We start from the raw sequence: 25,530 nt of genomic DNA on the forward strand, positions 1-25,530 counted from the left end.
AGATTTCCGCGGTCGCTGGGCGACCTTGAAAATCCATCCCCGCTCCGGGAACCGGCGGCACCGTCGTGTGGGCCCACGCTTGCCAGGTTCCCGGAAATCGCGCCAGCGATTTGCGGGCCGGCAAGTGGGGATTAGGAGATGACCACCAGCAGGTCTCCACCCTGCACCTGGGCGATCCCGTTGACCGCCAGACGGGCCACGGTGCCGCCCACCGGCGTCGTAATCGAGGCCTCCATCTTCATGGCCTCGATGGTGGCGACTGTTGCGCCGGCCTCGACAACGTCGCCCACGGCGACCTTGACTGAGACGGCACCGGCGAACGGTGCGGCAACCTGGCCGGGCACGCTCTCGTCGGCCTTCTCGGCGGCCTTGACGGTGCTTTCAATGCTCCGGTCGCGGACCGTGATCGGGCGGCTCTGACCGTTGAGCTTAGCCACGACGGTGCGCATGCCCTTCTCATCGGCCTCGGAGATGGTCTCGAGCTCGGCGATCAAGCGCACACCCTTGCCCAACGGCATGATGTGTTCCACGCCGCGGCGCAAACCGTACAGGTAGTCGCGGGTGTCTAGGATGGAGACGTCGCCGTACGTCTTGCGAATTGACTCGAAGTCCTTCGTGGGGCCGGCAAAGAGCAAGCGGTTCAGTGCCGCACGGCGCGTTTCGCTGTCGCCAGCGAGTTGTGCACTGTCATCGTCCGTCAGCGTGCCCATTCGCTCGACAATGGTCCGGCCCTGCAGCGCCTTGGTGCGGAAGGGCTCCGGCCAGCCGCCGGGAGGGGTACCCAGCTCGCCGCCGAGGAAGCCCACTACCGAATCCGGGATGTCGTAGTTCTGCGGGTTTTCCTCGAAGTCGGCCGGGTCAGCCTTGATGCCCACCAGGTGCAGGGCAAGGTCTCCCACTACCTTGGACGACGGCGTGACCTTGACCAGGTGCCCCAGGATCCTGTCTGCGGCGGTGTACATGTCTTCGATTTCCTCGAAGCGCTCCCCCAGACCCAGCGCAATGGCCTGCTGGCGCAGGTTGGAGAGCTGGCCACCGGGGATCTCGTGCGTGTACACGCGCCCTGTGGGTGCTGCCAGACCGGACTCGAACGGTGCGTACAGGCGGCGCACGGCCTCCCAGTATGGTTCCAGCGAGCTGATGGCAGCCAGATCAATGCCGGTGTCACGCTCGGTGTGTGCCAGCGCAGCCACGAGAGCCGAGGCTGAGGGCTGGCTAGTGGTGCCGGACAGGGCAGCAGAGGCGACATCAACGGCGTCGACCCCTACATTGATGGCAGCCATCAACGTGGCGAGCTGGCCACCGGCGGTGTCGTGAGTGTGCAGGTGCACCGGCAGATCAAAACGCTCGCGCAGGGCGGTGACCAACTTGGCGGCGGCGGCCGGGCGGAGCACGCCAGCCATGTCCTTGATGGCCAGGATGTGTGCGCCGGCGTCAACGATGCGCTGGGCCAGTTCCAGGTAGTAATCGAGGGTGTAGATGTCCTCGGCCGGGTCCAGCAGATCGCCGGTGTAGCAGAGGGCAACCTCGGCAACGGCGGTTCCGGTAGCGCGCACGGCCTTGATGGCCGGCTCCATCTGGTCCACATCGTTCAGCGCGTCAAAGATGCGGAAGATGTCGATACCGCTGGCGGCGGCTTCCTGCACAAACGCGTCGGTGACCTCGGCCGGGTACGGCGTGTAACCCACGGTGTTGCGTCCGCGCAGCAGCATCTGCAGGCAGACGTTGGGCAGTGCCTCACGCAACTGGGACAGCCGCTGCCAAGGGTCCTCACCGAGGAAGCGCAGGGATACGTCATAGGTGGCGCCGCCCCAAGCCTCAACCGAGAGCAGCTGCGGGGTCAGCACGGACACGGCAGGTCCGGCTGCGAGCAAGTCCCTGGTGCGGACGCGGGTGGCCAGCAGCGACTGGTGCGCGTCACGGAACGTGGTGTCCGTGACAGCCACAGCGGTCTGTGCACGCAATGCTGCGGCGAAGCCTTCCGGGCCAAGCTCGGCCAGCTGCTGGCGTGAGCCGGCAGGTGCATCTGCCAGATCGACGGCGGGCAGCTTGCGTGCCGGGTCCTCAACAACTGTGAGTTCGCCGTTTGGCTTGTTGACAGTGACATCGGCCAGCCAGGTCAGCAACTTGGTTCCGCGGTCGCTGGAGACGTGGGAGTTCAGCAGCTCGGGGCGCTCATCAATGAAGGAGGTGGCCACATCTCCGGCGTTGAAGGCCGGGTCAGCCAACACGGCCTGCAGGAAGGAGATATTGGTGGATACGCCACGAATACGGAATTCGGCCAGGGCGCGGCGGGCACGGGAGACGGCCGTCTTGTAGTCGCGGCCGCGGCAGGTGAGCTTGACCAGCATGGAGTCAAAGTGCGGGCTGATCTCGGCACCTGCGTAAATGGTGCCACCGTCAAGCCGTACGCCGGCGCCACCGGCGGAACGGTAGGTGGTGATTGTTCCAACGTCGGGGCGGAATCCGTTGGAGGGGTCCTCCGTGGTGATACGGCACTGCAACGCAGCACCCTTGACGTGGACGTTGTCCTGGGTCAGACCCAGATCCGCCAGGGTCTCGCCGGCGGCAATACGCATCTGCGCCTGGACCAGGTCCACGTCGGTGATTTCTTCGGTCACGGTGTGCTCGACCTGGATGCGTGGGTTCATTTCAATGAACACATGCTGGCCGGCGCGCTCACCTACGGTGTCAACAAGGAACTCAACAGTTCCGGCATTGACATAGCCCATGGCCTTGGCGAACTTCACGGCATCGGCATGCAAAGCCTTGCGGATGTTTCATCCAAGTTCGGGGCCGGGGCAATCTCCACCACCTTCTGGTGGCGGCGCTGCAAGGAGCAGTCACGCTCAAAGAGATGGATGACGTTGCCTTCATTGTCGGCCAGGATCTGGACTTCAATGTGCCGCGGGCGCAGCACGGCCTGCTCCAAGAACATGGTGGGGTCACCGAATGCAGCATCGGCTTCGCGCATGGCTGCCTTGAGCGCCTCCTCGAGGTCTTCAGCTTTTTCCACGCGGCGCATGCCACGACCGCCGCCGCCGGCCACAGCCTTGGCGAAGATGGGGTAGCCAATCTCAGCGGCTGCACCGAGCAGGTAGTCCAGATCGGCGCTGGGCTCGCTGGACTGCAGGACCGGAATGCCGGCCTTGCGTGCAGCATCAATGGCGTGAACCTTGTTGCCGGTCAGTTCCAGCACTTCGGCGGGCGGGCCAATGAAGGTGATGCCGGCGTCGCGGGCGGCACTGGCCAATTCCGGGTTTTCAGAGAGGAATCCGTAGCCGGGGTAAATGGCATCGGCGCCAGATTCCTTGGCCACGCGAATCACTTCAGCAACGTCCAGGTACGCCCGGACCGGGTGCCCTTCTTCACCAATCAGGTAGGCTTCATCGGCCTTCTGACGGTGGATGGAGGTGCGGTCTTCATGCGGGAAAACTGCAACTGTCTTGGCACCAAGCTCGTAGCTGGCACGGAATGCCCGGATCGCGATTTCACCGCGGTTGGCAACCAGAATTTTCGAAAACATCTCACTCCTGTGTGAACAATGGTGGCGAAGCACAGGCGTCAACAGCTCAAGCCGCGATCCGCCTGTGCAGCCACAATTCCGGGCCGAAGCGCCGAAATCGTGCTGCCTTGTAGAAATTGGTGTAGTTCGGTGACACAAAGTGGTGCAAGTTTCACCCCTGCAGCTATTGTGCACCAAATCCAGTGGCGTATCTCACAGCGCCCTACGTAATAAACAGTGAGTTAGAACACTTCGGCAAGTTCCTCCATAGAGGGGCAGGAGCACACCAGATGGCGGTCGCCGTACGCCTGATCGACGCGGCGCACCACGGGCCAGTACTTGGCACGCGGGTCCACACCGGCCGGGAAAACCGCCTCTTCGCGGCTGTAAGGGTGATCCCAGTCCTGCGCAATGCTCTGCGCCGTGTGCGGGGAGTTAACCAGCGGGTTGTCCTCCGCGGGCCACAGCCCGTCCTGCACCGCAGCGATTTCCTTACGGATGGAGATCATGGCGTTGATGAACCGGTCAATCTCGCCCAGATCCTCGGACTCCGTGGGCTCCACCATCAAGGTGCCCGGCACCGGGAAGGACATGGTGGGTGCGTGGAAGCCGTAGTCGATGAGCCGCTTGGCCACGTCCTCAACGCTCACGCCCGAGTCCGCCGTGATACCGCGCAGGTCCAAGATGCATTCGTGCGCCACCAGATCGTGGGCGCCGGTGTACAGCACCGGGTAGTGCTCACTGAGGCGGCGGGCAATGTAGTTCGCAGACAAAATGGCGATCTGGGTGGCTTGCCGGAGCCCCTCCGGACCCATCAGGCGAATGTAGGCCCAAGAGATGGGAAGGATCGACGCCGAACCGTACGGTGCGCTGGAGACCAGACCCACCGAGGTGCCCGCCTCAAGCTCACGGGCCGGCAGGTGCTTGGCCAGGTGCGCGCCCACAGCCACAGGACCCACACCGGGGCCGCCGCCGCCGTGCGGGATGCAGAACGTCTTATGCAGGTTCAGGTGAGAGACATCGGCACCGAACTTGCCCGGCTGAGCCAAACCAACCAGAGCGTTAAGGTTGGCGCCATCCACATAAACCTGCCCACCGGCGTCGTGAATCATGGCGCAAATGTTGGAGATCTCGGTCTCAAACACGCCGTGCGTTGACGGGTAGGTGACCATGATCGCGGCCAGGTTGTTCTCGTGGACGCTGATCTGACGCTTGAGGTCATCAATGTCAACGTTGCCGAAGCCGTCGGTGGCGACCGGGACAACCTTCAGCCCGGCCATGACGGCGGACGCGGCGTTGGTGCCGTGGGCCGAGCTCGGGATCAGGACGATGTCGCGGTGCGGGTTGCCGTTCTCCACGTGATGAGCGCGGATGGCCATGAGCCCGGCGAACTCGCCCTGCGAACCGGCGTTGGGCTGCACGGAGACGGCGTCGTAGCCGGTGATCTCGGCCAGCCAGGCTTCGAGTTGCGTGGCCATTTCCACGATGCCCACGGTATCGGAGGCCGGCGCGAACGGGTGCAGATTGGAGAACTCCGGCCAGGTAATGGCCGCCATCTCGGCCGTGGCGTTGAGCTTCATGGTGCACGAACCCAGCGGGATCATGCCGCGGTCCAGCGCGTAATCGGCGTCGGAGAGCTTGCGCAAGTAGCGCAGCATCTGCGTCTCGGAGTTGTGCGTGTGGAACACGGCGTTGGCCATGAAGTCCGTGACCCGTGCCGGGGTGGGAAGCACGACGGCGTCCGCATCCTTCGCGATGTCCGGCTGTTGGGTGCCGAACAAGGTGGCCAACGCGGCGATGTCGGCCTCCGTGGTGGTTTCGTCCACGGCGATCTGCAGATGGTCATGGTCAATCTGACGCAGCAAGTATCCGGCCCGATGAGCCGCTGCAACCAGCTCAGCGGCAGCGTGGCCGCTACCCGCGGCCACCTTGACCTTGACGGTGTCAAAGTAGTTTTCGTGCACCACCGTGTGGCCCGCGGCGCTGGCGGCTTCGGCAACAGCCAAGGCCATCGCGTGCACGCGAGTGGCAATACGCTTCAGGCCCTCGGGACCGTGGTAGACCGCGTACATGCCGGCCATGACGGCCAGCAGCACCTGGGCGGTGCAAATGTTGGAGGTGGCCTTCTCGCGGCGGATGTGCTGCTCGCGGGTCTGCAGCGCCAAACGGTAGGCCTGGTTCCCGGCAGCGTCCAAGGACACACCCACCAGACGTCCCGGCAGTGAACGCTCAAGACCCTTGCGGACAGCCATGTAACCGGCGTGCGGACCACCAAAGCCCATCGGAACGCCAAAGCGCTGCGACGTTCCCACGGCCAGGTCCGCGCCGAGCTCGCCGGGAGATTCCAGCAGGGTCAGGGCCAAGAGATCGGCGGCCACAGCCACCACTGCCTTCTTCGCGTGGGCGGCAGCAATCACGGGGCAATATCCCGGATCAGGCCGGAATCGCCAGGGTATTGCAGGAGCACGCCAAAGAACTCAACGTCAGGGAGTTCGTCGTCGAAATTGTGAGAGCGCACGGGGATGCCCATGGCCTTGGTTCGGGTGGTGATCACGGCGAGCGTCTGCGGGAAGATGTCAGCGTCAACCAGCAAGACGGCGTCGTTGCCGGCACTTCGGTTGCTCCTGCGCATCAGAGCCACAGCCTCGGCGGCGGCGGTTCCCTCATCGAGCATCGAGGCATTGGCGGTTGTCATGCCCGTGAGGTCTGCCACAACTGTTTGGAAATTCAGCAGGGCTTCGAGCCGTCCCTGAGAGATTTCCGGCTGGTAGGGGGTGTACGCCGTGTACCAGGCCGGGCTCTCCAAAACGTTGCGCTGAATGACACCAGGGGTGTGCGTGCCGTAATAACCCTGACCAATCAGGGACTTATTGACGGTATTTTGCCCGCCAGCGCCTTCAATTCTTCCAGCATGGCCTCTTCAGAGACCGCCGCCTGCAGCTTGAGGGGCTCGGTGCTGTAAATCGATTTGGGCAGCGCGGCCGTAGAAAGCTCCTCCAAAGAAGCAAATCCAAGGGCGCTCAACATATGATGAATGTGGGGCTGCGCTGCAACCCCAATGTGGCGCTCGCTAAAGTCGGCCGACACAAGGTTGTTTGTGTTGTAGCGCGCGGGCAAATTTTCTGGGGTGTTTGTCAATGGATTCTCCAAGTCGCGAACGTTCCACAGCTATTGTATGTGTCAACGCCAACACCAGACACAAGATTTAATAAGCAACGCAAAGGGTAATGGTTAATCCGTGCAAGTAGTCAGTATCAGCAGCCTCAAGGGCGGCGTTGGCAAGACCTCAGTCACCCTCGGGCTGGCTTCGGCAGCCTTGGCCGCGGGCATCCCCACCCTCGTCATCGACCTGGATCCACATGCCGACGCCACCACCGGACTCGGTGTTGTGCCGCGCGGCCAGTTGGACATCGGCCAGATGATCAAGAACGCCCGCAAGGCCGATCTTGGCGCCAATGTGGTTCCCAGCGGGTGGCTTGCTGCCCACAGGACCGACGGCGGAACGGTGCCAACACTCGATGTCGCCATGGGCTCCGCCTTCAGCGGCATCTATGACCGCCCCGACCTGGGTAAACGGGATCTGCGCCGGCTGGCCACCATCTTGGCTAACGCCGACCGCGACGGCAGCGCCCCCTACCAGCTGGTCCTCATTGACTGCCCCCCGTCATTGAACGGTTTGACGCGCATGGCGTGGACTGCCAGCAGCCGGGTCCTGCTAGTTGCTGAGCCCGGGTTGTTCTCCGTGGCCGGTACCCAGCGCACGGTGCGTGCCATTGAGCTGTTCCGCACCGAGTTTGCCCCAGCACTGGTCCCTGCAGGAATTGTGGCTAACCGTGTCCGCTCCGGCTCCAACGAGCATGCGTACCGTTTGGCGGAGATGAAGACGATGTTCGGCGATTTGCTGCTCTCTCCCACCATTCCGGAGCAGGCCAATTGGCAGCAGATTCAAGGTGCAGCGCATCCGGTGCACCAGTGGCCAGGAGACTCGGCCAAGAACGCCTCTGCGCTCTTGACCGGCTGCTTGATTCAGTGCTGACCCAGAGCGCTACCCGCAGCCGTCTGTACCGGGGCTAGTCCCGCCGGAAACGAAAAAATCGCTACACTTTGACGTTTTCGCGGTGGTTCAAACCATAGCGGAAACGTCAAAGTGCAGCGATTTTCTTGTGTCAGGAGATTTTGCGAGCTTCTCGACGCTTGACGAGTTCATCGTCGGGGTATGACTGCACGGCGGCATGTTCGCTGGGAAGTGCCGCTAGGCTGCCTTCCACTTCGCGCCACACACGGCCTACGGCAATGCCGAACACGCCCTGTCCACCCTGAACCAGGTCAATGACCTCATCGGCGGAGGTGCATTCGTATACGGAGGCGCCATCGCTCATCAAGGTGATCTGCGCCAGGTCTTCAACACCGCGTTCACGCAGGTGCTCCACAGCAGTACGGATCTGTTGCAGGGAAACTCCCGTATCCAGGAGCCGCTTGACGACCTTCAGGACCAGAATGTCGCGGAATCCGTAAAGTCGCTGAGACCCTGAACCCGCGGCTCCGCGAACAGCAGGCTCCACCAGTCCCGTGCGGGCCCAATAGTCGAGCTGGCGGTAGGTGATCCCGGCGGCTTTGCACGCTGTTGGACCACGGTAACCGGCATGGAGATCCAGAACAGGCAGATCTTCCGTGAAGAGCAAACCCTGTGAGCCCGCGCTTAAGGAAGTGCTGGGGACAGCGGCTGCACTCAACCCGCCGATGTCACTGGTGGCACTCACGTGGATCCTCCTGTTCGCAGTCCCCTGATGGATGGCTGCACGCCGACGGCCCAGAACACACAAGAAGTGGGCCTCTTGCAGGGCCGTAACCTCAAGTCTGCCCGCGCCAGCCATGGCTTGCAATGGGGAACTCAATACCTTGACGTTAGAACGGCACGGGACGAAGGTCAAAGATCTGGGCACTTCAATTTCATCGTGTCGAAACTTTAGACCTCAGCTTGAACCTTAGGGAATCGGTGGAAAGCCCTGAAATCCGCGGATTACTTCTCAAAATCCTCGGGTTCGACGTCATTGAGGAATTCCCGAAATTGACGAACCTCACGTTCCTTGGCGTCGTCGTCAGTGGCGTCTTGGCCTGCTTGAGCATCATGATCAGGCCCGTCACCACCAAGCTCAACGCCGGCCTCATCCACTAGGGCCTCAGCAGCCCAAATGGAACACTTGGCGCGCTGGGCGATCGCAATGGCGTCCGAGGCCCTGGAACTGACAATAGTTCCGTTGTCCATGACCAGCTCGCCGAAGAAGACGCCCTCTTCAACCTTGGTCAGGTTCACACGCACAATACTGTGCTCCAGCGCTTGCACTACCCCGCATAAAAGATCGTGAGTCAGTGGCCGTGGCGGGACAACGCCCTGCTCAGCCAAGGCAATCGCGGTGGCTTCTGCGGCGCCGATCCAAATGGGAATATGCCGCGGGCCAAGGCGCTCACGCAACAGCACCAACGGCTGGTTGGAGGGCATCTCGATTCGGACACCCACAATCTCCACTTCAATCATGGAGTTTCCATCTGAGCTATCTTGGCTTGCACCAAAGAGCTATGCAGGCTCAGGCAGAGTTCGGCAACTTCTCGTGCTGCTTCGGCTGCCCGAACGGCTGAAGTGCTGTCCTTACGTGAGGACAGCGGTGCCACCACGCGTTCCACCAAACCAAACTCACGTTCCGCGGCTGCTTGGAAGGGACGCAGGTGCCGCGGCTCCAGCCCGTGAGCGGCCAGGGCTGTGCAGGCCTGGGCAATACGTACAGCATGGTCATCAAAGGTGCCGTCGCGGTAGTCAACGAGCCCGTAGCTCATCATCGTTTCGAGCAGCTCGGCGCTGACGCCAGATTCGCTGCGCAATTGCTCCACGGTCAACCGGCGAGACTTGCTTTTGAGCTCGCGGGCCAGTTCCTCAGAGACCATCCGCGGAGCCACAGATACCCCGGGCGGAAGATTTTGCGGGGTCAGACCCTGGTCGATGGCCTCCAAATACTCGCGGATAACCTTCAGCGGCAAGTAGTGGTCGCGCTGGAGCCCCAGGACAAACCTAAGACGTTCGACGTCGGACTCCCTGAACTGGCGGTAACCAGCAGGTGTGCGCTGCGGGGTGATGAGCCCTTTTTCTTCATAAAAGCGAATCTTGGACGCCGTCACCGATGGGAAATCAGCGCACAGCAAAGCCAGCACTTCACCAATGTTCAAGACTGCGGCGGCACCGGTACGCCGGCCGGCAGACTGTACGTCTACCAGCCGGCGTCCCGCACCGGAATTCATGCTTGCCACGGTGTCCCTAAGAATCCGTAACGCTGTTGCCGGAGCCCGGGTTACCACTGAAGTAGTAGGTCAGGCGGAACTTGCCAATCTGCACCTCGTTGCCGGTGCGCAGACGAACAGCATCCACCCTGTCCCCGTTGACGTACGTACCGTTGAGGCTGCCGGAATCGACAACTTCAAAACCGCCGTCGAACTTAATGAAGTTCACGTGACGGCGGGAAACCGTGACGTCATCCAGGAAGATGTCAGCATCGGGATGGCGACCGGCCGTGGTGACTTGGCTGTCAAGCAAGAACCGGGCGCCGGCGTTCGGACCTACGTGCGCAATGAGCAACGCCGAACCCGCGGGCAGCGAGTTCACAGCGCCTTGCTCATCGGCCGCCAGTACCGGCACCGTTGACGGGCCAGCCTGAACGGGAGGAAGCTGAATCGATGTGGTTTCTGGTGCACCGGGCTGATCATGGAGGTTCGCCTGATCATTCACCCCGGCGTCGTTACCTCTGTCAACCATTGGTACTCCTCCTTGGAAAAAATATTACTGAGAGTCCACTTGAACTCCCAAAGTCTTAACAACGTACGAGCCGTTGCTGGGAAAGCCCTGATTTACCGGTTTCAGCCCCGTAATGATGGTACTGACCTGATACAAAGGTTCCTAGCTACTAGCCTACCTTTTCTTGGTAGTCACCGGCACTGAGCAGGGTCCCGTAAGCCGAAACATCGCTCAGGGTGATTTCAAACAGCCAGCCGGCACCGTACGGATCGGAGTTAATGAGGACCGGATCCGAGTCAAGGTCCTCGTTGCGTGCCGAAACTGCCCCGGTCAGGGGTGCGTAGATGTCGCTGACGCTCTTGGTTGATTCAACCTCGCCAACCACGGTATCAGCGGTGACGTCTGTGCCAGCTTCGGGCATCTGCACGTACACAACGTCGCCCAAGGCATCCTGCGCGAAATCGGTGATGCCAACGCGCACCACACCATCAGCTGTGGGGGCTGAAACCCATTCGTGCTCTGCCGTGTAGGACAAGTCTGCGGGAATGTTACTCATGAGTGCGCACCTTTCAAGGTTCATCGCTGACGCGCGAGGAAAGTGAAGTTTAAAGTAGAACACGGCCAACGACTGTTTTTACCCATCGACCACAACCAGTCTTTAGTGTGCGGCCGTTGTTTACAAGTCGAAGGTCTATTCTAGCAAAATTGACCGACTCGCTACCGACTAACGGCGCCATAAATGAGATGATTCATTTATGACTGATTCGCTGACGCCCCCCGCCGACCGTGGCCCCGCCGCCGCTGAAACTGCTGGCGCGGCCAAGTCCAAAATGCCGACGTGGCTGGTGCGCACCATCGTGGGCGTTGTAGCGGCCGTTGTGTTGGTCATCGCCTACCTGATTGGGTCTGTGACGGTGCCCTTGATGTGGGCCACCTCCATCCGCGACCAAATTGGCGGCCAGCTAGGTAACAGCATCCCCTTGGGCATGTTCTACGGATTCGTCTTCACTTTTGTCCCTGTTCTGATCATCTGGCAGGCCTTCCGCAAGAAAATGAACAAGTGGGTGCGCGTAACCCTGCTGGTGATCGGCTTCCTCCTGCTCATGCCGAACCTCCTCACGTTGGGCGTTGTCTACGGCGGCACTAAATCGGCGGCCGATGCCCGCAACATTTGGGCAAACAGCGCCAACTGGTTTGACACCTGGAGCCAGGTATTCATGGTGGCTGGCGTGGTCTGTGCCGTGGCCCTGATGGTCTTGAGCCGGATGTGGCTGCGTCGCAGCAGGAAGCTTCGCGAGCTCAAAGCTGCCGAGAAGCTCGTCAAGAAGGATCAGCAGGCTCGTGAGCGCGTAGCCCGAGAAGATGCCAAGCAGGCGCAAAAGGCTGCTGACCGAGCGGCCCGCAACAAGTCCACCACTCCCCCTTCCACGGTGCAGTCGCAGGATTCCGATCCCGTGGCATCGCCTGATTCTCCCACTACCCCGCAGGCCTAAATGTCTCACCCCCGCAGCCTGGCCCTCGTGGCTGTTGGCGGCGCCTTAGGTGTTGCCAGCCGCGAGGCTCTCGGGCTGGCCATGGCGGGCGTATCCCCCATGGCCGACGGCGCATCCCTGCCGTGGGCAGTCATCCTCGCCAACATTGCCGGTGCGTTGCTGCTAGGCCTGTTGTATGGGGCACTGGCTCACCGCCGCCTCATCCATCACACCACCCGACTCGGCCAAACCTTGAGGCTTCTGCTCGGCATTGGCTTTTGTGGGGGCTTCACCACGTACAGCACTTTTGCCGTAGGGCTAGTTTTGTTGGCCGGCACCACAGATCCGCTCCACGCCGCGCTGTGGGCTCTAGGCATCATCACCGCCGGTGCTCTGGCGTCTTGGGTGGGCATGGTCCTCGGAGGCGCTGGCCGCACCCACGGATCCCAATTGCGCCCCACAGGAGACCGGACATGAGCGCGCTCCTCTTCTGGGCAGTAGCCGTCTGTGGCGGGCTGGGGGCAGCCACCCGGTTCGCAATCGACAGCACCGTTATCAACCGGGTGCGGCTGGCATTTCCGTGGGTAACTTTTTTCATCAACGTCACGGGATCCTTTGCCTTGGGCCTACTGACGGCCTGGCTAACCGGTGCTTTGGGCGCTCCTGAGTGGGTGCTACTGCTTGCCGCAGGTTTCTTGGGCGGCTACACCACGTTCAGCACCACAAGCTACGACACCATCCGGCTACTTAACGAGCGGCGTTACAGCGCATCCCTGCTGAACCTTTTTGGCACGCTACTGGCAGGAGTAGCGGCCGCCGCATTAGGGCTCTGGTGCGGGTCCTTGTTTTGAGGTTTTAAGGATCTGCGCTCCAAGGGTCTGGGTCCCCATATTTCGGTTCCCCACTTTCCCGTTTCCCCGTTTCCCCGTTTCCCTTGAGTTTTCCATCGAGGATGCATTAGTTGCTAATGTTTCGCGCGAACATTAGCAACTAATGCATCCTCGCGGAGGGTAAAGACCCACGCCCGGCACCCGGCGAGGAGGGCCGCCATTGTGCTTGGTCTTTCAGGAGTCCCAAATGGGCCCGAAGGCTGGGACGCCCCGGCTGCGGAGCTCTGCCACCACTGCCAAGGTGGTGGACTTGTTGGACACCACCATGACAGCTTCGGCACCGGTTTGGCGGTAAGCGCCGTAGGCCAGAACGGCCAGATCAGGTTTGCCACGTAGATCGGTGTTCCAAAACGTGGCATCCGGAATTGCCGCCCGGATTTCTCCGGCGAGCGAGCGCCCATAGGTGCGTACGGGATCGCGGGTCACCCAGACAAGGGTGCACGGCGTGGCGCCTTCGAGCAGCTGCGGCAGGCATGGGGCAATGCCGCTGCCGGTGGCCAGCCACACCACCTTGTGGAAGGCGCGTGACACGGAGACCATGCCGGCGGTTGGAACACCTCGGGTCCAGATGTGTGTGGGCGGCTCCTCGATGAAACGGGCAGTCCACCCTCCGGTGCGGGAGATTGCGAAACGGCAACCATCCTGTCCCGGCACCGTCATGGTTGCGAACGAATGCCATTGGCCAAACGGGTGCCGGGCCAGTCTGGCGGCCGAACCGGACAGCACACGGCCCGCGGCCATCGTCACGACTGCCACATGATCGGACGGGCAGTCGATATGGACCTTGATCCGGCGCAGCTGCAGCCAGGGAATCGCGGCCATAACAACAAGGGCCGCAACGATCCACGCATTTGGGGAGCTGAAAACCGCTCCGAGGACCGGGCTCAGTCCCTCGGCAGCAGCCATGATGGTCAAGGCGATGAACAAGGCTAACGCGAGCCAGCCGCCATAGCGGTGCGTTGCCTCGAAGGCGTCGTGGTGCCGCTCACGGGCTGACGGCCGTGCCCACAGCGACATCGCCAGAAGGTCAAGAAGAATCGTGGCAGCCACGATGCGCAGGCCAGTGTCCCGTGCCCCGACGGCAGTTGGCAAGGATCCCGTGACGGCCAAGGCGGCGTAAGCCCCGAACCAGGCGGTTGCGGAGATCGCGCAGCCCACATGAACGCCACCGGGAACCTGGTGTACCTGTGCCGCTGTTGCACGGCGCCGCAGCGGCCAGTTGTGCGGAACGCTCAATACAGCGGCAAACAGCGCGTTGACGGCGTATTGCTGCCGCGCCAACGTGGCAACAGCAAGATTGATCGTTGCTGCCGTGATGGCCGCAGCCATGGCGCCGGCACTGTCTGGCACGGAAAGCAGCAGCAGAATCGCCACGGCAGTATTTGCTAGGACCGCAAGGATGAGGATGCGGTGGAACGGTGTGAACCGGCGGTGTGCCAAAAGCGCACGCAACCCGGTGACCCGTTCGGGAAGCCCCAGTCCAGATGGCTGCTCCGATCCGGCCGAAGTTCCTGCGGTGCCGGAGTCGGAGGGTTCGGAATCAAAAGTGCCCGAATCAGATGGTGTTGACATGCCAATGCCTGCTTCCCAATCCGGCCTCCACCCGCAGGGGCAGTCCGGGCACATAATGTCCTGGAAAGGCCGTCCAGACGAGCCGGAGTAACACCGCTCATCCACATCTTCGACTATACGTGTGGGGCGTGGGCCGTGGAAGGGATCCTGAAGGGCACCTGTGCGGCAAGGTCAGCCGTCACGTCTGCGGCCCAGTATCTGCGTACCAGTATCTGCAGCCCCTCTGGCTTCACGTCCTGCGGCGTTCGGTTGGCCCGGCCATCTGGTTCAGGCAGGTGAAACCCGTCCGGATCACCTGCCGAGTAGGGGTTGGGGGGCGGCGCCCGGGCTCAGGGAAAGCTGGCGCACTAAACCGTTGCCGTCAGCACTCCTGTAAGTTCTGCTCTGGTGTTGACGCCAGCTCGAGCAAAGATGTGGCTCAAATGAGTGTCCACCGTGCGTACCGAGATGCCCAATTTCTGCCCAATTGATTTGTTCGATAAACCTGCGGCCACTAGCGCAGCAATCTCCTGCTGCCGACGCGTCAAGTCCAGGCCTTTTGCCGAGACCGGAAGCCAGATTCCCAGCTGACTCAGAGCAGCCACCGCGGCATTGACAGCACCGGGATCGCCGTCGGAGAGTGCCTGGGCATGGGCCATCATGGCCGGCGGCAACTGCCCCTGAACGGCGCTGGCCGCATCAGCCAGAGCGGATATGAGCGGCGCACGCTGGCCCGGTTGGGCCAGCACGATCTGCAGGTGCAGCCCCACCAGGACGCCATGGCTCAATCCATTGCTCCGCGCCCACGCCGTGTAGTCCTCGGTCAGCTGGGGCAGCTCCCCGTCACCCACCGCCAGTTTTGTCACGAGAATTCGGTACCGGCTGTCAACTTCTACGCTGCGGTCCATGGCCGGGGCCAGCAACACAAACTGCTGGCAGGCATGAATGGCTTCCTGGCGTTCACCTCGCATGGCATGACCTTGAGCCAGCCCCGCCCACGCCATCGCTTCCAGGCCCGTCGGTGCCGACAGTCCCATGCGTGAGAGCCCGCCACGTAGTTCAGCGACGGCCTGCTCCCAAGCCCCAAAGAACAGACAAATGTAGCCAGCGCCGGTTTGGTACAGCGCAGAAAGGTGCCGCTGGATTCCGTCTTCAACATAGTCCGGCAGGGTCACCGCCAGATCTGGCCGACCAGCCCATACGGCAGCCCAAAACCGCGCCGCCATGAGGGAAGCCCGCAGCAAGGGGAATTCGGCGTGTTCTGGGCCCACTAGTTTGACACTGATTTCCGCCAGTTCCAGCGCTTCCTCAGCCCGCCCTGATTGAGCCAACGCATAAATGTACGGTGCCACGAGGATCAAGTTGGCAGGGATGTCTGCGGCCGCAAGCTGTGGGCCGTATGCAGTCAACACTTCAGCATGACGGCCACCGAATCCCAGCCGGCTCAGCTGCTCTACGGCGAGCTCCGTTGCACCAACCCCGCCAGGTTCAAGCTGTTTGGCCACGGTCGCCAAGGCCTCAAGGCCTCCGTCGAAGTCGGCATAGTGAAGCAGGCGCAAATCAGCCTTGATCCTAGCCACGGCCACTTTGACGGATTCTGCAAGGACCTGACCATCCGTCTCCAAGGCGAGCAGAGACGCCAGGTCCGCCTCGGCACTCTCTGACCATCCGGCGTCGCGGTTGGCCCTGGCACTGAGCAAAAGGGCCACGATTCTTTCGGGTACCTGGAGCTGCTGGTGCTGCAAGGCCAAGGCGGCCAGTGGTGCCGCAAGCGAGGGCTGAGAAAATGCCTCATAGGCCGCACCGGCAGCCAGCAGGGTCGGCACGCTGGGCATGATTCCGCATTCCAGTGCCCAATCGACCCATCGGCACAGTTCCCGCGCCGAATGCCGTCCCGGAACAGGCTCCGGAAGCACTTCGAAGAGTTCCCGTCTGCGGCGCGGGTACAGCAGGGAACGCAAAGTTTCCGCGTAGAGGGGGTGGCCAATCCTTGCTTTCTGATCCCCTTGGTATTCGGCGATGACAATCAAACCGCGTTCCACGAGGTCACGCAGAACATCGTCCGTCGCCGAGGGTGCCAACAGGCTCAAGGAGACGCTTTCAGCCATGGCCACCAAATCCACCACATCACGTTCCGGGCCGCTCAAGGCGCCGATGTCAGATACCAGCAGATCGGTGAGCCTGCGGTCCGTGCGCAGCGGCGCCGTCCACACCCAAGCATGTTCGGCGTACGCGACATCACCCGCTTCAACAATGGAATACAGCAATTCTCGTAAGTGCAGAGGGTTGCCGGCAGTGCATTCCCAGAGCTTGTAGGCCATATCGTTCGATGCCGGGCCCGGCAGTGCCTCACGCAGGATCAGGCGGATGGACTCGTAGCTCAGAGGCACCAAGTCCGTCCTGTCGATCTGGCCGGACCGCCACAGGGCATCAAACGCTGACGGCAGACCGGGGTCCTCGCGTGCTGTCCCCACCAGCCGGATCACCCCGTTCGTGACTAGCCGGCTCAGTACCCCGCACTGAAGTTGTCCACCAAGTGGAGGTCATCAATGCCGAATATCGGTGACATGGCAACCGTTTCCGGACCGAGATGGAATTTGATTTGCTCCACCACGGTCTCGACAGCGGTGTTAGCCGGAGTGGTGATACCCAGCCATTGATCCACATACGGGATGTCCTCCGACTGCTCTGCCGGTGCTGGCATATCAACCACCGCGTTGCTGCCCCGCAGCTGCGCCAGGGCGGCTGTCACAACTGTTGATTTGCCCATGCCAGCGGAGCCCACAACTACCACCCCGCCGCTGCCGGAGCTCAAACGGTGGACCAGTACCGCCACGTCGTCCTCGCGGCCCACGATGGGCCAATGAACACGAGGAGGCAAGGCGTGCTTCAAGGATTTTTGCGAGACCATGTATTTTCCCCCGAAAGTAGGGCCGCGGCCACCATGAGGGCCCGGCTTTGACAGGACCGACCCTGTTCATACTTTGAGAGATGATTCTAACGCCACATGGTCTGGCGGTAGCGGCCTTCGCGAGATCATGACGTCCACGCCATGGCGACAGGCGGTGCACCCCATACCCGAGCTTTAAACTAAGACGACCCGCAGAGCATCGGCGAGATACTCGTACGGGCCTAACCGCCGCTAACTCTGAGAAGAGCGCCTTGGCTATCAAGAACACTACCTGCCATAGCGCAGAAGGCGTGCATCGAGAAGACCTATTGAGCCACATGTCACATGGATCGCCGCTGCCTGCGGGCCCCCGTCGAGCTGTGATCCACGCAATATTACTGGTTAGTAACAAATTTCCTCCACAAACGGCTCCTGCCACGGTACGCTGACGATTATGAGCCAATACCAGCCGCCAATTGCAGACATCGCCTTCGCCCTTGAGCATGTTGTGGGGTACCCGGACATTGCCAAAATGCCCGGATACGAACACGCCGATCTCGACACCGCCGTCGAACTTCTTGAACAATGCGGTGAGTTCGTTGCCGAGGTGATTGCACCCCTCAACCAACCAGGTGACGTCCAAGGATCTGTCCTGCAACCGGATGGGACGGTCAAGACTCCTGACGGTTTCAAGGACGCTTATCAGCAGTACGTCGACGCCGGATGGGGTTCAGTGCCGCTGCCCGAGGAATTCGGTGGCGGCGGATTCCCGCGCACCATTGGGCTCGCCATCCAGGAAATCATGACCAGCGCCAATATGGCCTTCTCGCTGTGCCCGCTGCTCACCCAGGGCGCCATTGACGCCGTCCTGCACTACGGCAGCGACGAGCTCAAAAACCGTTACCTGCCGAAGATGGTCAGCGGTGAATGGACGGGCACCATGAACCTCACAGAGCCGCAGGCTGGCTCCGACGTGGGCGCCTTGAGCACCCGTGCGGTCAAGAATGCCGATGGCAGCTACGCCATCACCGGGCAAAAGATCTTCATCACCTACGGCAACCACGACATGGCCGAGCAAATTGTCCACCTGGTGCTGGCCCGCACCCCAGATGCTCCCGCAGGCACCCGAGGGATCTCCTGCTTTATTGTCCCCAAGCGTCTGGTGAACGACGACGGAACACTTGGCGACCGCAACCCTGTGGAAACCGTTTCACTCGAACACAAGATGGGCATCCATGCCTCCCCCACGTGCGTGCTCTCCTATGAAAACGCCACCGGGTACCTGATCGGTGAGGAGAACAAGGGCATGCGCATCATGTTCGTCATGATGAACGCTGCCCGCCTCGGCGTCGGATCGCAAGGCGTCTCGCTGGCCGAACGCGCCTACCAGCAGTCACTGGAGTACGCCCAGCAGCGCCAACAAGGCCTGGCCATCGGCGCCAGCGGCGAGAGCTCAGCCATCATCGACTTCCCAGACGTACGCCGCATGCTGTTGACCCAGCGCGCCAGCATTGCCGCCCTTCGCTACCTGATGCTGCTGGATGCAAGTTATGTGGATAAGAGCCTGCTGGATCCGGATCCCGGCGTCCGGTCACGGGCCGATGAGATTGTGGGACTCCTGACGCCCATCTGCAAATCCTTCGGCACCGACATGGGCAATGAACTCACCTCCCTTGCGCTGCAGATCCACGGCGGGATGGGCTTCATCGAGGAGACCGGCGCCGCCCAGCATGTGCGTGACGTACGGATCGCGGCCATCTACGAGGGCACCAACGGCATCCAGGCTGCGGACCTCGTGGGCCGCAAGCTCGGCGTCAGGGGCGGGGCCTCTGTTCTGGAATTCCACGCCACCATGCGTGAGATTGACGCCGATCTGGCGCTGGCTGGGTCAGAGTTCACGGGGATCCGTGAGGAGCTGGAACGCCAGTTCACGTCGCTGGAAACAGCAACGCACTGGATGCTCCGCACTGGTCAGGGTGACCCGAACGCCGTCCTGGCTGGCTCCACACCCTATCTGCGCATGTGGGGGCTGTGCACGAGCGCCTGGATGCTGGCCCGGGCGGCCGTGGCCGCTGCAAAGACCGGTGATGCGCGGCTGGCGAACGACCAGCTGGTGTTGGCCCGTTTCTATGCCCAGCAGATTCTGCCCCAGAGCGCCGGCCTGCTGGGTGCGGCCACGGCTGGTGCCGAGGACCTATTCGCACTGGACGCACATAGTCTGGCAGGGGCTGGCCGCAAGGTCAGGAGCTAGGAGCGGACTCGCCGGCTGGTGCGGCAGGGTTCGCACCACCGGCGGGTGCCACTGGCTGGCGGAGGATGGTCTGCAACTTTTCCGGGGCCGCCCGGCGCGGATCACCGAGGTAGATCTCATGGTGTTTACCGTTGAAGGCAAGATTGTTGGCGGGCATGAACTGATGGTGCAGCCTCTCCAAGACCGGGCCCTCGTCGTCGTAAGGACCAATATGGAGAATCTGCACGGACAAGCCCTCGGCGAGTTCCGCAACGCGAATGCCGGCCAGTCCGGGCAAGTGCTTTTTTGCAGCCACCTGCTCCAAAATCTCGGCCACTACGTCGGTGGTGATCCATTGGGGCTGGCTGATCATCATGGTCCAGTCCCAGCCGGACTTGTCCCGGTCTGCGCCATCACCGGCGGTGAATGCCACCATGTCCTGAGCCCACCACAGCCCTTCCAAGGGCGCCACCACAAAGTCTCGACCTAGCACCTTTTTGCTGTGAAACTTCAACGCATAGGACGCGGAATACAGTGCCTCCAACGCCTGGGTGTAGGCAGGCGCAACGTTGGGATCGCCCTGACCATCAATCGCCAGATAGCGGATCATGGGCACGTCAACCATGGAGAATTCCTTGGCAGAGGGCGCATACAACGCCTTGCATGCCTTTTTTACATCATATTTATCCATTGCCGCGTTCCTTTCCACCCTGGAGTCCTGCAAAGTCTAGGTCTCCTCCAGCGAAGGCGTCGCGGCACGGCCGCCCGCAAGGAGACTCATGTCAACTGAATTGATAGTACAAAAACGCCCGCCCCGACCCTTGTGGTGGGGCTTTGCACCTTTTGTTCTCGCCTCAGCGGTCCACTGCACCGCGCTGTTTGCCGGGGCGGAGGCCATTGCCGGACCTACCAAGCTGGCACTTATGCCGACCTTGATTCTGGCCGCCATGTGGGGCCTGCGCCGGCTCGGCAACACGGCAGTCTTTCGGCTGCTGCTGGCGGGCCTGTTCTTTTCCTGGTTGGGCGACGGCGCCGGCACTTTCTTCCCCTTTGCCCCAACCCTGCCCATGATGCTGGCTTTCTTTGCTCTGGCACACCTATGCTACATACGGGTTTTCTGGCATCACTTGGCTCTCCGCCCGTTCCCCCGGTGGGCGCTGATCTTTATTCTCTGGTGGGCTGTGTTGCTGACCATCCTCTGGCCCCGGGCCGGAAGCCTGGCTCTTGCTGTCGCAGCCTACGGTTTGGTGCTCGGAACAACGGCAGCCCTCTCAACCCGCTGCAGCTCAATGATCATGTGGGGCAGCGCCTTCTTCCTGGCCTCAGACACCATACTGGCCTTCAGAATCTTTGCCCTCGAGCTCATGCCCGATTGGACCAGCGGCATGGTCATGCTCACTTACACAGTGGGACAGGGTCTGATCATTGCCGGTGCACTGCAGACCCAGAGGTCGAGTAAGTAAGCCACAGCCGGAGCAAATTCAGCGCCGCGAGGTGGGTCCATGCACTTCATTGTGCAGCCGTTCCATCTTCGAATCGAGCTGGCTGGCAACGACTGCCGCTTCCTGAAGTTCCAGGAGGATGTCCGACGGTATGGCGTGCTCATATTTGTAATAGATTTTGTGTTCCAGGCTGGCCCAGAAGTCCATCGCCACGGTTCGGATCTGCACTTCAACGTGCACGTTCTGCACAGATTCCGAAAGGAATACCGGCACTTTCACAATCAGATGCAGGCTCTTGTAGCCGTTGGGCTTGGGATGGGCAATATAGTCCTTGGTGGTCACCACAGTGATGTCCCTTTGCGAGCTGAGCATCTCGGCCAGCCAATAAGCATCCGAGACAAAACTGCAGACAATGCGCACCCCGGCAATGTCCAGCACACCCTCTCTGATCGACTCGAGATTCAGTCCAAGATCCCGAGTTCTGGCCTTGTTCAGGAGACTTTCAGGCGACTTCAGCCGGGAATTTACATGCTCAATGGGGCTGTAATCGTGCAGGTGCTCAAATTCCGTTCTGAGAATGTTGATCTTTGTCATGATCTCGTCAATCGCGAATTGGTAGTTGAGCATAAAGCGGGAAAACCCGTCGCGAAGTTGCTTGCCATCAGTCAACCGTTGCAATGTCGCCGGATCAACGCTGTCAAACCATTCGTCAAGCTCGCTCATACAGGGGTCTCCTCATCCGCTTCCCATCCACGTTGACAGTACACGGCGCGCGGCACAACAACTGCCTCCTGCGGGCCGGCCGCGGCTAGTGTGGTGCCATGACGATTCCTGATGATGCCTCTGCCCGGAATGGTTCACCGCGGCGTTTCAGAGTTGATGCCGTGCTGTTCGATCTGGACGGCACACTGATTGATTCAACGCCTGCCACAGAACGTGCCTGGCGCCTGTGGGGCGAGCAGATGGGGCTGGAGAACTTCAGCTACGGGGCTCACGGAATTCCTGCACAGGCCCTCGTAGAGCAGTTCATCGAAGCAGATCGGCAGTCTGATGCGTTCGAACTGATCAAGTCCTTGGAAATGGCCGACACCACTGGTGTGGTCCGCAAGGACGGAGCAGTGGAACTACTCGGGTCCCTACCGGACGGGGCTTGGACCATAGTCACCTCGTGCACCAGCGGGCTGGCACAGACGCGCATGCGTGCAGCAGGCATCGCTGAACCCGCGCTCATGGTCACCGCCGATCACGTCACCCACGGCAAACCGCATCCTGAGCCGTTCTTGCTGGGAGCCAGCCGGCTCGGGGTAGACATCAACCGCTGCCTGGTCGTGGAGGACGCGCCTGCCGGGTTGGCCTCGGGCCGTGCCGCCGGTGCCGTGACACTGGCGGTGGCGGGCACTAGCGCCGCAACCGAGCTCGACGCCGACCACCGGGTGGGTAGTCTGTCCGCGGTCAGCGCCGAGGTGCTTCCGGATGGTCAGATCCAGATCACCTTGCACTAGAGCGTTTCCTTGCTCTCCCCTTGCACTAGGCCGATTCTGAGCGCAACTGCATCCGGTACCACTGTGGGGAGGTCCGGTCCATGGGCCAGCCCAAGCCTGCCGTGGGTGCTGGCCAGACCGTGAGCAACGCCCAGGCCGGGAAGGCTGCCTCGATTTCTGTCTGGGACACGCCTTCGATCATGGACCTGAACCGTGTCCAAGCAAACGCCAACATCAGCATGGTGGCGCCGGGGTTGGCAAGAGAAGTGACACCGGTCCCCATGGCTTGACGCTGTTGGCGGCCCAAACCTTGGAAGCAGCCGATATCGACAAACAGATCGAAGGTGCCCAGCTCCGCGAGCGAAAGCTGCGTTGCATCGCCTAAGACATAACGCACTGCTGCATCGCCACGGGCTTTCGCCCCGGCGATCGCCTCCGGGGCGGCGTCAACTCCTGTAACGTCCCACCCGAGCGCAGCCAGCTCAGGAGAGTAGGTGCCGCGGCCACAACCGAGATCAAGTGCCCGGCCGAATGGCTCTTCACGCCCTTCTAACTCCTGCTCAAACACCTGGCTGATGCGCTCACCTGAAACCTTGGCATAGCGTTCCCAGGGTGTGTCGCGCCGCCCGTAGCTACGATATGCCCGCGAATAGTTCACCATGGCGTTTCTCCTACCGGCAACGGCACCAGCCCCCATATGACGGCCTGCCCTAAGCGTGTACAGCCAAGTATGAAACGTACCCGACCGGCGCGCCATGGCAAAACAAACATAACGTGGCCGGTTTGCTGGCTGCGGAGCGGCCCAAGCTCAGCGCCGGACGCGTGCGCCAAAGACGACGGAAGCTTGGGTAATCGCGGCACCCAGGACAGGGCGGCGGCCCTGGAGCCAGGACAACTGCGATCCAAACGTCCATTCCGTGTACGCCAGATGCAGACCGCCCCGCACGGCGTTCGAGGACCGGATGAACGTCGAGGACCGGATGAATTCCTCGGGCGCACGCTGCACTGTAGGCAGCGGCAGGCTCCACCTGCCGGGGAGACTCCTGCGCACGCGTACGCTCATCTCCGCGAGGATGGCACGGCTCTCGGCGCGGTATAACGCCTGCAGCCTGCGCCCGGAGTTGCGGCGATGTGCCGTCATAAGCTCTTTGGGTATTCCCCACAGTGCCCGTCCTCCAGCGCGCGACGCCGGGGAACTCACCCAAATCTGTGGGATAGTCACCCCAAGGCGAGCTCGGTGCACCACTGGCAGCGCGACGAGCAACTCGTCGTAGGCGAGAACACCCTTGGGGTTGTACCGCACAGCGGCCACTCCCACCACTGCCCGGCCCGCCAGCACTAGCGGGTGCGCCCCCGCTGGCAGGTGGTCCAGCACGTGGGCCGGGATCTCACGGAGGGGCACCAAGAACACACCAACAGCGAAGTCTCCCTCGAGAAGCCATGGTTCCGGCGGGTAGGCAACTCTCCGATCACCCTGCATACATCGCCTCAATCCGTTCGGCCTGAGCCGTCTCCACAAGACCCCGTTTGACCTTCATGGACGGCGTCAGCTCGCCACCCTCAATGGAAAGATCTGTCTCGAGGATGGCCCAGTGTTTGATGGTCTCCCACTTGTTGACGCGAACGTTCAGCTGCGTGATGTAGCCATCCACGAGCGCATGTACCGCAGGTGTTGCCACTTGATCGGCGTAGCTTGGTGCTGCCACCCCGTTCTCTTTGCACCATGCCGCGATGGAGTCGGGATCCAAGGTGATCAGTGCGACGCAGTACGGGTGTGTGTCACCGAAGACCAAGATTTGGCTGACGTACGGGCACAGCGCCTTGAACGTGGCCTCTACCGCGCCAGGGACGACGATCTTGCCGCCGGATGTTTTGATCAGGTCCTTGATGCGTCCTGTGATGGTCAGGAAACCCTCGGAATCGAGCGAGCCCTGGTCTCCCGTGCGCAACCAGCCATCATCGGTGAAGGCAGCTTCCGTCTCGCTGGGGAGGTTGTTGTAGCCGGACATGATGTGCGGCCCGCGCAGTTGGATCTCACCTTCTTCGCCGATCCGAACATCTGAGCCTGGCAAGGCGCGCCCGACGGTGCCGAATTTGTTGTCGACAGGCCGCCCACAGAAGGCTCCGGCCGTGGTTTCGGTGAGCCCGTACCCCTCGATGATCAGGATCCCGGCGGAGTTGAACCATTCGGCAATCTCGCGGTTCAGTGGCGCGGAACCGGAAATGAAGAACCGCACGCGCCCTCCGAATCGTTCGCGCACCTTGGAGAAGACGAGCTTATCAAAGAGTCGGTGCCGCAACGCCAACCCAATGCCGATGCGCTCCCCCGCTGCCGTGCGGCGTTCGCACTCCGCACCCACCGCAAAAGCACTGCGGAAGATTTTCTCTTTGAGGCCACCCTCCGCGGCTTGGGTGGAGAGAATCTTGCCATACGCCTTCTCGAAGATTCGAGGAGCAGCGCCCATGAACGTGGGTTTGATGACGGCCAGGTTCTCGATGATCTTATCGACGCGGCCATCGATCGCCGTCGTAAAGCCGACAGCGAGCTGCGCCGAGAGGATGACCTTGCCAAATGAGTGCGACATCGGCAGCCACAAGAAGTTGACGTCGTCGGTTCGCAGGAACCCTAGCGCCTTGAGCGCCTCACCCTCGTAGACCCAGCAGTGATGGGTGAGCCGCACGCCCTTTGGCCGGCCCGTGGTGCCCGAGGTGTAGATGAGGGTGGCGAGGTCGGAGTGGCCTATGGCGTCCGTCGCGACCGTGACCGCATCGGGGACCTCGGCGAGGTGTTCGCGGCCAAGATCAAGCACCTCAGCGAGCGACATGGTGCCCGCTACGGCATCTATCGAGATGATCTTCTCAAGATTGCCCGCACGCGAGGTGATCTTCCCGAGCTGCTCGGCGTCCTCGACGATCGCGAACCGACACCCAGCGTCAGCCAGGATATAGGCGGCGTCTTCGGCCGACGTCGTCGGATAGATGGTGGTCGTGGCTCCCCCGGCACACATCACCCCCAAATCGGCCAGGAGCCACTCATAACGGGTATTGGCAACGATCGCGACCCTGTCCTCCTTCTCCAGTCCGAGGGCGAGCAGGCCCGCCGCCACCTCGTCAACCGCCACTGCGGTCTCAGCCCAGGTCACCGAGACCCAGTCCGCACCTCGCAGGTAGCGGTAAGCCTCGAGATCTGGGGTGCTTTCCACACGGCGTCGCAACATCACCCCCAACGACGGTGCGAGGTGCTGCAGGAATTGGGTGTCAATTGTCTCGGTCATTCTCACTCCTTGG

The 25,530-nt window shown here is 61.7% G+C and carries 19 protein-coding genes and 3 pseudogenes; 7 read left to right on the forward strand and 15 right to left on the reverse strand.

All coding sequences use genetic code 11. The features are described 5' to 3' along the window. Positions 1 to 131: 131 nt before the first annotated feature. A pseudogene (locus AS189_RS14415) lies at positions 132 to 3,526 on the reverse strand (pyruvate carboxylase). Between the two features lie 221 nt (positions 3,527 to 3,747). Next, positions 3,748 to 6,532: pseudogene (gene gcvP, locus AS189_RS14420) on the reverse strand (aminomethyl-transferring glycine dehydrogenase). A 211-nt stretch (positions 6,533 to 6,743) separates the two neighbouring features. On the opposite strand from gcvP, the pseudogene AS189_RS14425 reads away from it, so the two are divergent. Beyond that, positions 6,744 to 7,579: pseudogene (locus AS189_RS14425) on the forward strand (ParA family protein). Between the two features lie 92 nt (positions 7,580 to 7,671). Here the strand turns inward: AS189_RS14425 and AS189_RS14430 are convergent. The 5 genes from AS189_RS14430 to gcvH form a co-directional block, all read right to left on the reverse strand. Next, positions 7,672 to 8,247, reverse strand: a complete 576-nt coding sequence (locus AS189_RS14430; protein WP_193393544.1) for a MerR family transcriptional regulator — start codon at positions 8,245 to 8,247, stop codon at positions 7,672 to 7,674. Positions 8,248 to 8,525: 278 nt separating this feature from the next. Then, positions 8,526 to 9,041, reverse strand: a complete 516-nt coding sequence (locus AS189_RS14435) for a bifunctional nuclease family protein (protein WP_062290364.1) — start codon at positions 9,039 to 9,041, stop codon at positions 8,526 to 8,528. Beyond that, positions 9,038 to 9,796: a MerR family transcriptional regulator gene (locus AS189_RS14440; protein WP_082634329.1), complete on the reverse strand. Its 759-nt coding sequence runs from the start codon at positions 9,794 to 9,796 to the stop codon at positions 9,038 to 9,040. The genes AS189_RS14435 and AS189_RS14440 overlap by 4 nt, the downstream gene beginning before the upstream one ends. A 16-nt stretch (positions 9,797 to 9,812) precedes the next feature. After that, the gene (locus tag AS189_RS14445; RefSeq protein ID WP_082634330.1) at positions 9,813 to 10,307 is read right to left on the reverse strand and encodes an FHA domain-containing protein; all 495 of its coding nucleotides are present in this window, start codon (positions 10,305 to 10,307) and stop codon (positions 9,813 to 9,815) included. 148 nt (positions 10,308 to 10,455) lie between these two features. Continuing rightward, positions 10,456 to 10,842, reverse strand: a complete 387-nt coding sequence (gcvH, locus tag AS189_RS14450; protein ID WP_062290367.1) for a glycine cleavage system protein GcvH — start codon at positions 10,840 to 10,842, stop codon at positions 10,456 to 10,458. Positions 10,843 to 11,041: 199 nt separating this feature from the next. Between gcvH and AS189_RS14455 the strand changes: the two genes are divergently transcribed. From AS189_RS14455 to crcB, 3 genes are read left to right on the forward strand one after another with little or no spacing between them, the layout of a single operon-like run. Further along, entirely contained in the window at positions 11,042 to 11,779 is a 738-nt protein-coding gene (locus AS189_RS14455; protein WP_062290371.1) for a hypothetical protein, read from the forward strand. Further along, positions 11,780 to 12,235, forward strand: a complete 456-nt coding sequence (locus AS189_RS14460; RefSeq protein WP_062290374.1) for a fluoride efflux transporter FluC — start codon at positions 11,780 to 11,782, stop codon at positions 12,233 to 12,235. Then, complete coding sequence (crcB, locus tag AS189_RS14465) at positions 12,232 to 12,609, forward strand: fluoride efflux transporter CrcB (RefSeq protein ID WP_062290377.1); 378 nt, start codon at positions 12,232 to 12,234, stop codon at positions 12,607 to 12,609. Before AS189_RS14460 ends, crcB begins: the two co-directional genes overlap by 4 nt. 213 nt (positions 12,610 to 12,822) lie before the next feature. On the opposite strand, the gene AS189_RS14470 is transcribed toward crcB, so the two are convergent. From AS189_RS14470 to AS189_RS14480, 3 genes are all read right to left on the reverse strand, one after another. Beyond that, entirely contained in the window at positions 12,823 to 14,220 is a 1,398-nt protein-coding gene (locus tag AS189_RS14470) for a hypothetical protein (protein WP_062290381.1), read from the reverse strand. Positions 14,221 to 14,567: 347 nt separating this feature from the next. Further along, the gene (locus AS189_RS14475; protein WP_129587291.1) at positions 14,568 to 16,673 is read right to left on the reverse strand and encodes a helix-turn-helix transcriptional regulator; all 2,106 of its coding nucleotides are present in this window, start codon (positions 16,671 to 16,673) and stop codon (positions 14,568 to 14,570) included. A 32-nt stretch (positions 16,674 to 16,705) separates the two neighbouring features. Next, positions 16,706 to 17,110, reverse strand: a complete 405-nt coding sequence (locus AS189_RS14480) for an AAA family ATPase (protein ID WP_062290387.1) — start codon at positions 17,108 to 17,110, stop codon at positions 16,706 to 16,708. Between the two features lie 433 nt (positions 17,111 to 17,543). Between AS189_RS14480 and AS189_RS14485 the strand changes: the two genes are divergently transcribed. Beyond that, positions 17,544 to 19,340 carry an acyl-CoA dehydrogenase gene (locus AS189_RS14485; protein WP_062290390.1) on the forward strand — a complete coding sequence of 599 codons (1,797 nt, stop codon included), beginning with the start codon at positions 17,544 to 17,546 and terminating at the stop codon, positions 19,338 to 19,340. Here AS189_RS14485 and AS189_RS14490 read toward each other — a convergent pair. Then, entirely contained in the window at positions 19,330 to 20,010 is a 681-nt protein-coding gene (locus tag AS189_RS14490; protein WP_062290394.1) for a GyrI-like domain-containing protein, read from the reverse strand. The genes AS189_RS14485 and AS189_RS14490 overlap by 11 nt on opposite strands. Before the next feature lie 88 nt (positions 20,011 to 20,098). Between AS189_RS14490 and AS189_RS14495 the strand changes: the two genes are divergently transcribed. Then, positions 20,099 to 20,782, forward strand: coding sequence for a lysoplasmalogenase (locus AS189_RS14495; RefSeq protein ID WP_062290397.1), 684 nt, complete (start codon positions 20,099 to 20,101; stop codon positions 20,780 to 20,782). A gap of 18 nt (positions 20,783 to 20,800) precedes the next feature. Here AS189_RS14495 and AS189_RS14500 read toward each other — a convergent pair whose 3' ends face one another. Next, entirely contained in the window at positions 20,801 to 21,484 is a 684-nt protein-coding gene (locus AS189_RS14500) for a GTP pyrophosphokinase (RefSeq protein ID WP_082634331.1), read from the reverse strand. Between the two features lie 98 nt (positions 21,485 to 21,582). Between AS189_RS14500 and AS189_RS14505 the strand changes: the two genes are divergently transcribed. Then, positions 21,583 to 22,263: an HAD-IA family hydrolase gene (locus AS189_RS14505; RefSeq protein ID WP_062290400.1), complete on the forward strand. Its 681-nt coding sequence runs from the start codon at positions 21,583 to 21,585 to the stop codon at positions 22,261 to 22,263. A 25-nt stretch (positions 22,264 to 22,288) separates the two neighbouring features. Here the strand turns inward: AS189_RS14505 and AS189_RS14510 are convergent, their stop codons facing one another. The 3 genes from AS189_RS14510 to AS189_RS14520 all read right to left on the reverse strand — a co-directional run bounded on the left by AS189_RS14510 (position 22,289) and on the right by AS189_RS14520 (position 25,517). After that, a complete protein-coding gene (locus AS189_RS14510; RefSeq protein ID WP_062290404.1) occupies positions 22,289 to 22,903 on the reverse strand; it encodes a class I SAM-dependent methyltransferase in 615 nt (204 codons plus the stop codon). A 147-nt stretch (positions 22,904 to 23,050) separates the two neighbouring features. Beyond that, positions 23,051 to 23,722: an acetoacetate decarboxylase family protein gene (locus tag AS189_RS14515; protein WP_062290408.1), complete on the reverse strand. Its 672-nt coding sequence runs from the start codon at positions 23,720 to 23,722 to the stop codon at positions 23,051 to 23,053. Then, positions 23,712 to 25,517, reverse strand: a complete 1,806-nt coding sequence (locus tag AS189_RS14520) for an AMP-dependent synthetase/ligase (RefSeq protein WP_062290411.1) — start codon at positions 25,515 to 25,517, stop codon at positions 23,712 to 23,714. Before AS189_RS14520 ends, AS189_RS14515 begins: the two co-directional genes overlap by 11 nt. Positions 25,518 to 25,530 lie beyond the last annotated feature (13 nt).

Source organism: Arthrobacter alpinus, from assembly GCF_001445575.1.
GTDB lineage: Bacteria > Actinomycetota > Actinomycetes > Actinomycetales > Micrococcaceae > Specibacter > Specibacter alpinus_C.